This window comes from Mycobacterium pseudoshottsii JCM 15466 (assembly GCF_003584745.1).
GTDB classification, from domain to species: domain Bacteria; phylum Actinomycetota; class Actinomycetes; order Mycobacteriales; family Mycobacteriaceae; genus Mycobacterium; species Mycobacterium marinum.
In genome coordinates, this window is sequence record NZ_AP018410.1 from 4,436,655 (window position 1) to 4,451,803 (window position 15,149).

At 65.8% G+C, this 15,149-nt stretch carries 6 protein-coding genes; 5 read left to right on the top strand and 1 reads right to left on the bottom strand.

Annotated elements, in window-relative coordinates:
* Nucleotides 1–2 precede the first annotated feature (2 nt).
* The 5 genes from MPSD_RS20085 to MPSD_RS20105 are packed head-to-tail and all read left to right on the top strand — an operon-like array spanning nt 3 to nt 8,386.
* Nucleotides 3–4,409, top strand: coding sequence for a type I polyketide synthase (locus MPSD_RS20085; RefSeq protein ID WP_232022894.1), 4,407 nt, complete (start codon nt 3–5; stop codon nt 4,407–4,409).
* A gap of 10 nt (nt 4,410–4,419) precedes the next feature.
* Nucleotides 4,420–5,415 carry an ATP-binding cassette domain-containing protein gene (locus MPSD_RS20090; protein ID WP_020786537.1) on the top strand — a complete coding sequence of 332 codons (996 nt, stop codon included), beginning with the start codon at nt 4,420–4,422 and terminating at the stop codon, nt 5,413–5,415.
* Nucleotides 5,412–6,281 (top strand): ABC transporter permease, encoded by an 870-nt coding sequence (locus tag MPSD_RS20095; protein ID WP_012393577.1) that lies wholly within the window; start codon nt 5,412–5,414, stop codon nt 6,279–6,281. Before MPSD_RS20090 ends, MPSD_RS20095 begins: the two co-directional genes overlap by 4 nt.
* Entirely contained in the window at nt 6,278–7,108 is an 831-nt protein-coding gene (locus MPSD_RS20100) for an ABC transporter permease (protein ID WP_020786536.1), read from the top strand. The genes MPSD_RS20095 and MPSD_RS20100 overlap by 4 nt, the downstream gene beginning before the upstream one ends.
* 33 nt (nt 7,109–7,141) lie before the next feature.
* Nucleotides 7,142–8,386 carry a phthiocerol/phthiodiolone dimycocerosyl transferase gene (locus tag MPSD_RS20105; RefSeq protein ID WP_020786535.1) on the top strand — a complete coding sequence of 415 codons (1,245 nt, stop codon included), beginning with the start codon at nt 7,142–7,144 and terminating at the stop codon, nt 8,384–8,386.
* Between the two features lie 190 nt (nt 8,387–8,576).
* Here MPSD_RS20105 and pks2 read toward each other — a convergent pair whose 3' ends face one another.
* Nucleotides 8,577–14,876 (bottom strand): sulfolipid-1 biosynthesis phthioceranic/hydroxyphthioceranic acid synthase, encoded by a 6,300-nt coding sequence (pks2, locus tag MPSD_RS20110; RefSeq protein WP_020786534.1) that lies wholly within the window; start codon nt 14,874–14,876, stop codon nt 8,577–8,579.
* Nucleotides 14,877–15,149 lie beyond the last annotated feature (273 nt).

Below are 15,149 nucleotides of genomic sequence, written 5' to 3' on the forward strand. Positions count from 1 at the left end.
GCATGGCCGGCAAATTCCCTGGCGCCAAGGATGTTTCGACCTTTTGGAGCAATCTGCGGCGGGGCAAGGAATCGATCGTCACGCTGTCCGAAGAGGAACTGCGCGAAGCCGGAGTCAGCGACAAGACGCTGGCCGACCCGTCCTATGTGCGTCGCGCTCCCCTGGTCGACGGGATCGACGAGTTTGACGCCGATTTCTTCGGGTTCCCACCGCTGGCGGCGCAGGTCCTGGACCCGCAACACCGGCTGTTCCTGCAGTGCGCGTGGCATGCACTCGAAGACGCGAACTGCGACCCCGCCAAGTTCGACGGCTCGATCGGCGTCTACGGAACCTCCTCTCCCAGTGGCTATCTGCTGCACAACCTGCTCTCGCACCGGGACCCGAACACGGTTTTGGCCGAAGGGCTCAACTTCGATCAGTTCAGCCTGTTCCTGCAGAACGACAAGGACTTCCTGGCAACGCGGATCTCGCACGCGTTCAACCTGCGTGGCCCCAGCATTGCCGTCCAAACCGCGTGCTCGTCGTCGCTGGTCGCGGTTCACCTGGCCTGCCTGAGCCTGCTGTCCGGCGAGTGTGACGTCGCACTGGCCGGCGGATCCTCGCTGTGCGTCCCCCACCACGTCGGTTACTTCACCTCGCCCGGATCGATGGTGTCGGCCGTGGGCCACTGCCGACCGTTCGATGTGCGATCGGATGGAACGGTCTTCGGCAGCGGCGTCGCGATGGTGGTCCTCAAGCCATTGCAGGCCGCCATCGACGCCGGGGATCGCATTCACGCCGTCATCCGCGGATCGGCGATCAACAATGACGGATCGGCGAAAATGGGTTACGCGGCACCTAACCCCGCCGCCCAGGCCGATGTCATCGCGGAAGCTCACGCGGTGTCGGGCATCGACGCGTCGACGGTGAGCTACGTCGAGTGCCACGGCACCGGCACCCCGCTCGGCGACCCCATCGAAATCCAAGGACTCCGAACGGCTTTCGAGGCATCTGAGACCACCCGTACGGGTCCTTGCGTGCTGGGTTCGGTCAAGTCGAACATCGGCCACCTGGAAGTTGCCGCCGGGATCGCGGGTCTCATCAAGACGATTCTGTGCCTGAAAAACCGGGCGATCCCCGCGACGCTGCACTACACCAGCCCGAACCCGGAACTGCGGCTCGAGCAGAGCCCATTCGTCGTACAGAACAAGTACGGCCCCTGGGAATGGGATGGGGTGCTGCGCGCCGGGGTGAGTTCGTTCGGCGTCGGCGGCACCAACGCGCACGTCGTGCTCGAGGAGGCACCGACGGTGCCTGCGCACGACGAGCCGGCCGGCCCCCAGGTGCTGCTGCTGTCGGCGCAAACCGCTGCGGCGCTTACGGAGTCGCGGACCACCCTGGCCGAGGTGTTGGAGCGGTCGGACAGCCCAGACCTCTCCGATGTGGCCTACACGCTGTCCCGGCGGCGCAAGCACAACGTCACGATGGCCGCCGTCGTCAGCGACCGTGAAGAAGCGGTAACGGCGCTGCGCGCGGCCGACAACGACAGCATATTCGTCGGCGAATCCGTAGCCGGCGTCGCCGATGCCACCGCAGCGGCAGCAGAACGGGTCGTCTTCCTGTTCCCCGGCCAGGGCGCCCAGCACGTCGGAATGGCCAAGGGGCTCTACGAGACCGAACCGGTCTTCGCCGAACACTTCGACGCCTGCGCCGCGGGATTCCGCGCGGAGATGGGTGTCGACCTCAATGCCGAGATCTTCAACGGAACCGCCACCGACTTGGAGCGCATCGACCGCTCACAACCGGCGCTGTTCACGGTGGAATACGCACTGGCCAAATTGGTCGACACCTATGGCGTGCGCGCCGGCGCGTATATCGGGTACAGCACCGGCGAATACATCGCGGCCACCCTGGCCGGGGTCTTCGATCTCGAGACGGCGATCAAGACGGTCTCGTTGCGGGCCCGCCTGATGCACGAGTCACCCCCCGGCGCCATGGTCGCCGTGGCTGTGGGCCCCGATGACATTGCGCAGTACCTCGGCGACGGGGTGGAGCTGTCCGCGGTCAACGATCCCGGCAACTGCGTGGTCGCCGGGCCCAAGGACGAGATCCGGGCATTCAGCCAACGCCTCAACGAGGCCGGGATACCGGTGCGCCGGGTCCGCGCGACCCACGCTTTCCATTCCAGCTCGATGGAACCGATGCTCGGAGGGTTCCAGGAGTTTCTGTCCCGCCAGCAGTTGCGCGCCCCGCAAACACCGTTGTTGAGCAACCTCACCGGAACGTGGCTGTCCGAGCAGCAGGTCACCGATCCGGCTACCTGGGCGCGTCAGATCAGTTCCACGGTCCGGTTCGCTGACGAACTCGACGTGGTGCTGTCCCAACCGAACCGGATCCTGGTTGAAATCGGGCCCGGTGGCAGCCTGACCGGTTCGGCGATCCGGCATCCGAAATGGTCGGATGGGCACCGCAGCGTCCGGCTCATGCGTCACCCGATCCAGAACCTGGATGACCGCGAAACTTTCCTGCGCGCGCTGGGTGAACTCTGGTCGGCCGGAGTTGACGTGGACTGGACGCCACGGCGTGCGGCTTCGCCGCGCATCGTCTCCCTGCCCGGTTATCCGTTTGCCCGCCAACGGCATTGGGTCGAGCCCAAGCACATGGCCTGGGCGCAGATTCCCACCGCGAGCAACGGCTCATCGGTTGGCGCAAAGCTCGGCTCGGGCGCCGACTCGGGCATCCGCGGCGGTGCGCAAACCGGGGAGTCGCAGACCGAAGACGTCTTGCAGCGGATCTGGTCGCAGTGCCTGGGTGTCGGCTCGGTCGATCGAAACGCCAACTTCTTCGACATGGGCGGCGATTCCCTGATGGCGATCAGCATCGCGATGAGCGCCGCCAACGAAGGTCTGACCATCACGCCGCAGGATCTGTATGAACATCCCACCCTTGCGTCGTTGACGGCCGCCATCGATGCCTCGTTCGCGTCCAGCGGGTTGGCCAAGCCCCCGGAGGCCGACGCAAATCCAGCAGTTCCGCCCAACATCGCGTACTTCCTCGACCGTGGGTTGCGCGACACCGGCCGCTGGCGGGTACCCCTGATCCTGCGACTGGATCCCCAAGTGGGCCCCGAGGACATTCGAGCGGTGCTCAGCGCGGTGACCAACCACCACGACGCGTTGCGCCTGCGCCTGGTCGAGAACGGCGGAGTGTGGGAGCAGCACATCGCAGCGCCTGCAGACTTCACCGAGCTTGCCACCCGGCAGCTTCCCGGTGACCTGGCCGCCGACGAGGCGGATGAGCACAGCGCGGTCTCCAACATCGTGGCCGAGCTGATTGCCGAGCAAGGTGATTCGAACGCGCCGCTGATCGCCGTGCATGTCACTGCACCCAATGGTGGTGCGCAATACCTCGGTTTGGCATTGCACGAAATGGTTGCCGACGACGCCTCGCGTCAGCTGCTGGGCGCAGACATCATCACCGCGTTCGCGCAGCGGCTCGGCGATCAAGAGATCAAGCTGGACCCGGTCACCACCGGGTGGCGGGATTGGTCGGTACGCTGCGCGGCGTTGGCGACCCACCCGGCGGCCCTCGACACCCGTTCGTACTGGATCGAGCAGTCGACCAAGGCCAACCTGTGGTTGACCGATGGCGATGCCGCCCAGCCACCCAGCGCCACCGATCTGACCAAGCTGCCCAGCGTGCTCAACGCCGAGCAGACATCCGAGCTCGACGATGCCCGGCGCCGGTTCCGGCGGTCGATTCAGACCATCTTGCTGGCCGCGCTCGGCCGAACGATCGCCCAAACCGTCGGTGACGGCGTGGTGGCCGTCGAGCTCGACGGCGAGGGCCGCTCGGTGCTGCGGCCGGATGTCGACGTGCGCAGGACCGTCGGCAGGTTTACCACCTACTACCCGGTTGCCCTGACGTGTGCCACCGGGCAAGGCGCGGCAGCGCTCAAGGGGCTCGACGCCGTTCACGACACCCTCAAGTCGGTTCCGCACTATGGGATCGGATACGGGCTGCTGCGGTACCTGTATGCCCCGACCGGACGGGTGCTGGGTGCGCAGCGCACACCCGACATCCACTTCCGGTACGCCGGCACGATTCCCGAGCTGCCCCCCGTGGGTGCTCCGGTACAGTTCGATTCCGACTTGGCAATGCCGGTGCGAGAGCCGCTCCCTGGGCTCGGCCACGCCGTCGAAATCCGGGCCTACCGGTCCGGCAGCTCGCTACATGTGGATTGGTGGTACGACACCCGGCGTATCACCGCGGAAACAGCAACGGCGCTGGCGCGGTCGTTCCCCACCGCACTCAGCGAACTGATCCAGGAGAGCATCGCGGCGGAGCAGGAAGAGCGCGACGAAGACGAAAAGGTTGGGGTAATCGAAGCCGGCGCTCTGGTGGACCTCTCGAGCCTGGATGCCGGCTGAGGAGGATTGGATGCGTAACAACGACTTGGCGGTAGAGGTTCGCGGGGTTCGCAAGGCCTTTGGCGACGTCGTGGCTCTCAACGACATCAGTTTCGAGGTTGGCCGCGGCGAGGTCATCGGTCTACTCGGCCCGAACGGGGCGGGCAAGACGACCATGGTGGACATCTTGTCCACCTTGACCCGCCCGGATACCGGCTCGGCCCACGTCGCCGGCTACGACGTCGTCGCCCAGCCGGCCGGAGTGCGGCGCTCGATCATGGTCACCGGGCAACAAGTGGCCGTCGACGACGGGCTGACCGGGGAGCAGAACCTGGTGTTGTTCGGCCGCCTCTACGGGCTGCGCAAGTCCCGTGCTCGCCAGCGGGCGCAGGAACTCCTCGATCAATTTGGCCTCACCTATGCCGGCAAGCGGCTGGTGCGCACCTACTCAGGCGGGATGCGTCGACGCATCGACATCGCGTGCGGACTGGTGGTCGAGCCGCAAGTGGCGTTCTTGGACGAGCCGACCACGGGGCTGGATCCCAGAAGCCGACAAGCCATTTGGGACCTGGTCACCAGTTTCAAGAAGCTTGGCATCGCCACCCTGCTGACCACGCAGTATCTCGAGGAGGCGGACGCGCTCAGCGACCGGATCATCCTGATCGATCACGGCAAGATCATTGCCGACGGTACTGCCAATGAGCTCAAGCACCGCGCCGGCGACACCTTCTGCGAGATTGTGCCGCGGCATCTGAAGGATCTGGACGCTACCGTCGCCGCCCTCGGCTCGCTGTTGCCCGAGCACAACAGGGCCATGGTGACCTCGGAATCGGACCGCATCACGATGCCGGCTCCCGATGGCACCCGCACCCTCATCGAAGCGGCCCGAAGGATCGCTGAGGCCAATATCGAGCTGGCCGACATCGCGCTGCGCCGGCCGTCTCTTGATGACGTATTCCTTTCCATGACAACCGATCCCAGCGAGGCCCACGCGCTGAGTCACGTGGCGTCGGGGGCCATGCTGTGAGCATCTCGGCGGTCGACCCAACCCCGGTCCCGACCTTCAAGGGGGCAGGCCCGAGCGCGGCGAAACCACGTCTGTCGACGCTGCAGCAATGGTGGGTGCTCGTTGGACGCTTCACCAAACCGCGCCTGCGCGACCCGGAGCTGATCACCATGGTCGGCGCGCCAGTGGTCTTCACGGTGGGCTTCTACATACCGTTCGCCATACCGTGGAATCACTATGTGGGTGGCGGCGCCTCCGGTGTCGCCAGCAGCTTGGGGCAATACATCGCCCCGCTGATCGTGCTGCAGTCCATTTCGTTCGCCGCCATCTCCTCGGCCTTTCGGGCGGCCACCGATTCCCTGCAGGGCATCAATCGACGGTTCAGGTATATGCCGATCGCCCCGTTGACACCGGTAGTCGCCCGCGTGACAGCCGCGATCTACCGCTGCTGCGTCGGTCTGACGGTGGCGCTGATCTGCGGATACGCGATCGGCTTCCACTTCAATCGCGGACCGCTCTACATCGTCGGCTACTGCCTTTTGGCGATCGCGATCGGGGCGGTGCTGTCATTCGGTGCCGACCTACTCGGCACCGGCACCAAGAACCCCGATGCCATGCTGCCGTTGCTGTCGTTGCCCATCTTGATCTTTGGGCTGTTGTCCGTTGGTCTCATGCCGCTCAAGCTGTTTCCGCATTGGATCCACCCGTTTGTTCGCAACCAACCGATAACGCAGTTCGTGGTGGCGCTGCGCGCGTTGGCCGGGGATACCACCAAGGCGGCCATACCGGTGACGTGGACGGTAATGACGCCGACCTTGGCGTGGCTAGCCGGCTTCGCCCTGTTCCTGGTGCCCGTGTCCATCATCGTTTTGTCCCGGCGGCCATGATCGGTATGACAAGTCAAGAAATCGCGTTTGCGCCCGCACAGTCCCAGCACACCGACCACTCTGCCCGGCTGGTCATTTGGCAGACTCTGGTGCAGACCCAGCGGATACTCACGCGCTGGTCGCGTGACTTCGTCACCCTCATCGAAGCGCTGGTCTTCCCGATTCTGTTCATGCTGGTGTTGAAGATCGTGCTCGGCAATCTGATCTATGCCGTAACCCACCATGATGCGATGTACAGCATCGTTCCGTTGATCGCACTCGGCGCCGCGATCACCGGATCGGCGTTCGTCGCGATCGACCTGATGCGAGAACGCACCAGCGGACTGCTGTCCCGACTGTGGGTGCTGCCCGTGCACCGGATGTCGGGTCTGATGGCCCGCATCCTGGCGGACGCGGTTCGGATTCTGTTCACCACTCTCGTGATGCTGGGCGTGGGGATCCTGATGGGCTTCGAGTTTCGCCAAGGTCTGATCGCGAGCCTCATGTGGCTGTGCGTTCCGGTGACGCTGGGCATCGCCTTCGCCGTCATGGTCACCACCGTGGCGCTCTATTCGTCGCAGGCAGTGATCGTCGAGGGGGTCGAGCTGACCCAGGCGATCGCGATCTTCTTCTCCACGGGCCTGATTCCGCTGGACCAATACCCACACTGGATTCAGCCGGTGGTGGCCCATCAGCCAGTAAGCTATGCGGTCTCGGCGATGCGCGGACTGTCGATGGGTGGCCCGGTCCTGTTACCGATGATCGGGGTGCTGTTGTGGACCGCGGGCGTCTGCGCGGTGTGCGCGGTTCCCCTGGCCGTCGGCTGGCGACGGGCCAGCACGCATTGATCCACCATGCAGTGAAGAACGGAGAGTCTTAACGTGTTCCCCGGAGCCGTAATCCGGAAGCTGGCGTTCAGCGAGGAAATATACGCCCGATACCAGGCTTTCACCTCGTTCACAGCGCATGTGCGAGGTCCGGTCGATATCGATGCGATGTCGGAGGCCTTCGACGCTCTCTTGCAGGCCCATCCGGTGTTCGCGGCCCATCTGGAGGAAGGTCCCGACGAGAACCACCACATCGTCGCCAATGACCTGCTGCACTCGGGGCTGGTGGTCATCGACGGCAGGCGGGCCGAAAACCCGCATGTGCAGCTCGATCAGCGCGACTCGCTGTTCAGGCTGCAGTTGACGCTCGGCGAGTCGGAGAACCTGGTCACCGCGTATGTCCATCACAGCCTGGCCGACGCTCACCACCTCGGCAGCCTGCTTGACGAGCTGTTGTCCCGCTACACCGACGTGGTCACTACCGGCGACCCCGGTCCGATAACGCCCGAGCCGGCGCCCCAACCAGCTGAAGACCTGCTGAAGCGCCGCGGTATCAAGCAATCAGCGCTGACCGGGTTCGAGCGTTTCTTGCCGCTCTTGTTCGCCTATGACCTTCCGCCCATCGCCGAGGAGATGCGCAAGTTCGAAGCGCCCGAGCCGGTTCCGGTCACCAGGTGCCGACTCACCAGCCAGGAGACCGCTGACCTGGTCTCGTTCAGCCGAGACAATGGGCTCAGCTTCAACGCGGTGCTGGCGGCCGCTATCCTGCTCGCCGAGTGGCGGTTGCGCGAGACGCCGCACGTCCCAATTCCCTACTGCTACGCCGTAGATCTGCGCTTCCTTTTGAGCCCTCCGGTAGGGGCGACCGAGAGCACCAACCCGGTGGGATTGGCAACCTATCTCGCCGAGATTGGTCCCGACACCGACATCACCGAGTTGGCAGCCGACATCGTCGCAACTTTCCGGGCTGACTTGTCCGACGGCATGATTCACCAATCGGCGCTTCGTTCCGGCCGGATCCTGGAGGGAACTCCCCCCGGACTGCCACCATTTGTCTTGTGCACGAACGTCAGTACGCTGCCGCCGATCCGCACACCGGAAGACGTGGAGCTGGTGGACTTCCACAGCAGGATCCACTGCGCGATGGATGTCCCCTTCGGCTTCTACGCCTGCTCGATTGCCACCGACCGGCTCTCGATCGAGCTGCACGGCAGCATCCCGGCGCCTCAGCTCTTGTTGGACGCCATCCGCGACATCCTGTGCTCTGTTCCCTCAGAGTACGGGTTGTTCATGGAATGACCTGCGCCTGCGCGCTTTTGTAGATCCGACCTTTTGTCGGATCGGACCCTTTTGTTGGATCGCACGTTGTGCAGATCGGCTATCGTTCGCCTTCGCCACCATCAAGCCTAGTTCGCTGCCATAAGGCACCGTTGCACTGCAGCGCCCCTCGCGGTCTCACGAAGAACGCTACAGTGCAACGGATCCGCCGTTATGACGCCGCGGGTTGGGCTTCTTCCTCGGCCAACGTGTCGGCCAGATGCTGCGACAAGGCACGCGCAGTGTTATGGCTGGCGATGACCTTGGGCGACAGCCGCACCCCGGTCTCGGTTTCGATGTGCGTCCGCATCTCGAGCATGCCCAGCGAGTCCAGGCCGTACTCGACGAACGGCCGGTCCGCGTCCACCGTGCGACGCAGGATCACACTGGCCTGCTCGGCTATCAGGCGCCGCAGCCGACCGGCCCACTCCTCTTGCGGCAGCAACTTCAGCTCCGCGAGGAATTTACTTGGGCCCCTCGTGTTTTGACCGCTGGACTGGAACATCTCAGCCCACGGGCTGCGCCTGACGAGGTCTGCCAGCCATGGCGCACCGATGATCGGGATGTAGCCGGTATAGGTGCGGGCATGGCGCAGCATCTGCTCGAATGCGTACATACCCTCGTCGGGGGCGATCATGATCTCGCCACCTTCGGCCAAGAATGTGGCGCGGCCGACCTCACCCCACGCACCCCAGCCGATGGCGCAGACCGGTAGGCCCTGGGCACGGCGCCAGTGAGCGAACGCGTCGACCCAGCTGTTGGCCGCCGCGTAGGCACCCTGACCGGGCGAACCCATCAGGGCCGCACCCGAGGAGAACAGGCAGAACCAGTCGAGCGGCTGTCCGGTCGATGCGCGATGCAGGTTCCAGGATCCGTAAACCTTGGGCGACCAGTCCCGATCGATCAGTTCGTCGGTGATGTTGCTCAACGTGGCGTCCTCGACCACCGCGGCCGCGTGCAGCACACCCCGCAGCGGAAGCCCGGTGGCGGTCGCCGCACTGACCAGACGGTCAGCGGTCTCGGGCTCGGCAATATTGCCGCACTCCACCACGATGTCAGCCCCATTGGCCCGCAGCCGCTCGATAGCCTGCCGCGATTTGGGGTTGGGCTGTGAGCGGGCAGTCAGCACGATCCGGCCGCATCCCGCCGCGGCCATCTTCGAGGCGAAGAAGAGCCCCAGGCCACCCAGGCCGCCGGTGATGATGTAAGACCCGTCGCCGCGGAACACCTCAACCTGCTCCGGAGGTACCACTACCCCTCTGCGTCCACTTCGCGGCATGTCGAGCAGCAGTTTGCCGGTGTGTGCGGCGTTGCTCATTGTCCGGATAGCCTCGGCGGCTTCGGCCAATGGGTAGTGAGTGCACTCCGGTGCACTCAGCACACCTTCGGCGGTGAGGTTGTACACCGTGGAAAGCAACTCGCGGACCCGTTCGGGCTGGATGACCGACATCAGCCCGAGGTCCACGTAGTAGAACGTCAGGCCGCGCCGGAACGGGTACAGCCCCATTCGGGTGTTGCCGTACACGTCGGCCTTGCCGATCTCGACGAACCGTCCACCGAAGGCCAACAGTTCCAGGCCCGCGCATTGGGCGGCACCCGTCAGCGAGTTCAGCACGATATCGACGCCGTACCCGTTTGTGTCGCGCCGGATCTGATCCGCGAACTCGATGCTGCGCGAGTCGTAAACGTGCTCGATGCCCATGTCATTCAACAGTTGCCGACGTTCTGCGTTGCCGGCCGTTGCGAATATCTGTGCTCCTGCGGCGCGCGCGATCGCGATGGCCGCCTGCCCCACACCACCGGTTGCGGAGTGGATCAGCACCCGGTCGCCGGCCTTGATTCCGGCCAGGTCGTTGAGGCCGTACCACGCGGTGGCGTGGGCGGTGGAGGACGCGGCCGCATGCTCGTCGGACAGGCCCGCCGGCAGTGTGACAGCGAGGTTGGCGTCGCAGGTGAGGTAGCTCCGCCAGCATCCGTCCTTGGAGAAGCCGCCAACCCGGTCACCGACCTGATGATCCGTGACGCCCTCCCCGACCGCCGTCACCACGCCGACGAAGTCGGTGCCCGTCTCCGGCAGCCGTCCCTCCAAGCTGGGGTACCGGCCGAAGGCGATCAGGACATCGGCGAAGTTGATGCTGGACATGGTCACCGCGACCTCGATCTGACCGGGCCCCGGCGGAACGCGGTCACAGGCGGCGAGTTCCAGCGTCTGCAGGTCACCCGGCGTGCGGATCTGCAGACGCATGTTGTCACGCTCGTGGTCGACGATGGTGGTTTGCCGCTCGTCAGCGCTCAGTGGGCCGGGGAACAGGCGCGCCACGTACCACTCGCCACCGCGCCAGGCGGTCTCGTCTTCCTCGGATCCTCCCAACAGTTGCTGGGCGAGCTGTTCGGACTGCGTGCTTTCGTCAACGTCAACCTGGGTTGTCTGCAACAGCGGATGCTCACTGCCAATCACCCGCAACAGGCCACGCAGTCCGGCCTGCTCCAGGTTGATCTCGTCTTCTGGCCGAACTCGCTGAGCTTGCCTGGTCACCACGAACAGACGCGGAAGCTCACCTTCTAGCTCGGCCAGCTCCCGGGTGATCCGAACCAGGTGGCGCACCTGCTCACGACCCTGCAGCAGGCTCTGCTCATCCGCGTCGCCGCTACGTGGCCCACAGACGATCACTACACCCTTGTTGGTACGGGCCCGAAGCTGGGCGCCCAGCTTTTCGATGCCGCCGGCCAGATCGTCCTGTGCCGACCAGACCATGCTGGCGCACTCCGCGCCCTGGGATTTCAGCGCATCAGCCAACATCGTTGCCATCAAGTCCTCACCATCGGAGGCGCTGATGAGCAACCACGAGCCGGTCTCCTCGTCGAGGACCTCGGGCAGCTGTCGTTGTTGCCACTCGAGGGTGAGCAGACGCTCGCTGAGCACGCGGTCGCGTTCACCGCTTTCGGAGGTCCCGGTGCCCAGGCGTAGGCCACGCACGGCCAATAGCACGCAACCCTGCTCATCGAGCAGCTCCAGGTCGGCCTCGCCTCCATTGGCGTCGGCCTTGGTCACCCGCGTGTAGCAGTACTGGGCATTGCGGGTCGGCCCGTAGGCACGCAGGCTGCGCACCCCCAATGGCAACAGCAAGCCGCCACCGCCGGTGCTCTTGACGCCCGCGGCGACGGACTGGAAGCAGGCATCCAGCAGCGCCGGGTGCACGCCGTAGGCCCCCTGCTGGAACCGAATCGACGCGGGCAGCGCCACTTCGGCCAGCACCGTGCCGCCTTCTGTCTCCGCGGTGCGCGCGATGGCCAGACCGCTGAATGCGGGACCGTGCTGAATGCCACGTTCGACGAACGCTTCGCGCAACTCGGCTCCGTTGACCGAGACGGGATGGGCCGCCAACAGTGCTGCGATGTCGTAGGCCGGCGGCACGGATTCGTCGTCGCTGGCGCGCAACGCCGCGGTGGCGTGGCGGGTGGTCTCACCGTCAACGTGGGTCTGCACCACGAAGTTGGCGGCACCCGGCGAGTCCAGCGATGCGACGGCGTCGATCGGGGTCTCCTCGTCGAGCAACAGCATCTGCTCAAAGGCCAGGTCGCGGACCTCGAACGCTTCGCCGAATACCTCGCCAGCGGCCGCCAACGCCATCTCGCAGTAAGCCGCGCCGGGAAGGGCGGCCACGTTGCGCACCTGGTGATCGCTGAGCCACGACAAGGTGTCGGTGCCGACATCGGTCTGCCACACATGGCGCTCCGGCTGCTCGCTGAGCCGCACGTGTGCGCCGAGCAGCGGATGCACGGTGACCGAGCAGGCACCTTGCGCCTTGCTGTCTTGTCCTTCACCGTCGACGAAGAAGCGACGGTGCGTCCACGCCGGCAGCGGCGCATTCACCAACCGTCCGGCTGGATAGAGCACCGAGAAGTCCACGGCGGCGCCAGCGCTGTGCACATCGGTCAGCAGGCCGCGCAACCCGTGCGGCAGCGGCTGCTCCCGCCGCATACCGGCCAGGGCGGCCGCCGACATGTCGAGACTGCGGGCGTTCTGGTCGACGGCGTGGGTCAGCAGGGGGTGCGGCGAGAGCTCGGCGAAAACTCGGAAGCCGTCCTCCAGCGCGGCCTGCACCGCCGCAGCAAACTGCACGGTGTTGCGCAGGTTGTCCACCCAGTAGGCGGCGTCGCAGGTGGGCCGCTCACGCGGATCGAACAGAGTGGCCGAGTAGTACGGAACCTTGGGATCCGACGGAACGATATCCGCCAGCGCCGTGGCCAGATCTTCGAGGATTGGATCAACTTGAGGCGAGTGCGACGCCACGTCCACTGCAACCTCGCGCGCCATCACCTCCCGCTGCTCCCACCGCGCGACGAGATCACGCACCGTGTCGGTGGCACCGCCGACTACCGTGGACTGCGGCGAGGCCACCACCGCGACGGCGACGTCATCGATGCCGCGGGCCATGAGCTCCGAATTCACTTGCTTGGCAGGCAGTTCCACCGATGCCATCGCGCCGGCGCCGGAGATCCGCAGCATCAGCTTGGACCGGCGACTGATGACGCGTGCGCCGTCTTCCAGCGACAGCGAGCCGGCGACGACGGCCGCGGCCGCCTCACCCAGCGAGTGCCCGATGACGGCACCCGGGCGCACCCCGTAGGTCTTCTCCATGGTGGCGGCCAGCGCAACCTGCATGGCGTACAGGGTCGGCTGCACCTTGTCGATCCCGGTCACCTTCTCCGGCGCCGTCATCGCCTCGGTCACCGAAAAACCCGACTCGTGGGCGATGATCGGCTCTACCGCGGCAACGGTCGCAGCAAACACTGGTTCGTTGGCCAACAGGTCGGCTCCCATGGCGGCCCACTGCGACCCCTGCCCCGAGAACACCCATACGGGTCCCCGGTCGCCGCGTCCGACCGCGGCCTCATACATGAGGTCGCCCTCGGCGACCTCATGCAAACCCTCGACCAGTTCGGGCAGGCTGGCGGCGACTACCGCGGTGCGCACCGGCCGGTGCGCACGCCGGCGCGCCAGCGTGTAGGCCAGGTCAACAGCCTCGGTGGAGTCCGCGGAGTCCGCGCGACTACCCACCCACTCGGCGAGCTCGCGTGCGGTCTGGCGGAGCCCGTCGGCCGAGGTGGAGGACAAAACGAACAGCAATGGGCTGGCCATGCCGGGCTCCGCGGGGGCTTGATCCCTTGCCGGCGCTGGGGTGGGCGGTTCTTCGAGGATGGCGTGCACGTTGGTCCCCGACATCCCGAACGAGGACACCGCGATCCGCCTCGGCCCCTGATCCTCCGGCCATGGCGTGATCTCGTGGGGCACATAGAGCCCCGTCTCGATCTCCGCAAGCTCGTCGGGCAGTCGGGTGTGGTGCACCATCGGCGGCACCACCCCGTGTCCAAGCGACAGGGTCGCCTTGATCAGTCCCACCGTTCCCGCGGCGGACTCGCTGTGCCCAATGTTGGTCTTGACCGATCCCAGCATGCAGCGGCTGCCGCCGGAGCCGTACACCTGCGCCAGGCTCCGGTACTCGATCGGGTCACCGACCGGGGTGCCGGTGCCGTGCACCTCCACCGCTCCGACGCTGGCTGCGTCCACTCCCGCCGCCGCCAGGGCTTCGCGGTAGACGGCGACCTGCGCGGTCTCCGAGGGCATGAGCAACGTCTCGGAGCGACCGTCCTGATTGGCAGCCGTACCGCGTACCACCGCGAGGATCCGGTCTCCGTCGGCCAGCGCATCCGACAGTCGCTTGAGCACGACCACCGCGCAACCCTCGGAACGCACAAAGCCGTCCGCGTCAACGTCGAATGCGTGGCAGCGACCGGTCGGAGAGAGCATGCCCTGCGAGGACAACGAAACACTGCCGTTGGGCTCCAGCAGCAACGCACAGCCGCCGGCCAACGCGAGGTCGCTCTCCCCTTCGTGCAGGCTGCGGCAGGCCAGATGCACCGTGAGCAGACCGGAAGAGCATGCGGTGTCCACCGTCATCGCCGGACCGTGCAGGCCCAGCGTGTGGGCAATGCGCCCGGACGCCACACTGTTGATAAGGCCCGTCGACGCGTAGGGGCCCGCCAGGTCGCCCGCGAGGACGCTGCGCACCAGGTAGTCCTCGTGGGACAGCCCAACGAACACCCCCGTCGAGGAGCCCGACAACGACGCCGGATCGAGACCGGCGTGCTCGATCGCCTCCCACGCGGTCTCCAGCAACTGCCGGTGCTGCGGGTCGATCGAGGTCGCTTCTCGTTCGCTGACGCCAAAGAACTCGGCGTCGAAACCGGCGACGTCGTCGATGAACCCACCCCATCGCGATACCGTTCGACCCGGGACGCCCGGCTCGGGGTCGTAGTAGTCGTCAACGTCCCACCGGTCAGGCGGAATCTCGGAGACCAAGTCGTCACCGCGCAGCAAGGACTCCCAGAGTTTCTCGGGCGAGTCGACGCCTCCGGGCAGCCGGCATCCCATCCCGATAATCGCAACGGGCGTGGCAGGTTTTTGCATAAATCTATATTCCTTGTCTCAGCTCGACCGATCTCACACCGTTCAACCGGTGTGACACCGACGACACCACCGAATCATTCACAAGGGCAACGAAATGGCTACAGCGCCGGTTCCGAAGCCGCCAATCCAGGCCAAGCCGGATCTCGACACCGCTGGCGGGTCTCGCAAGCAAGCCTAGACGACTCAGGGCATGCCGGGGGCACGGCTTGTCCGAATGCCCGGCCTGTGACGGGTCCGACCGATTGAGCGGCAAGTGGCCTTGGCCACCACGGC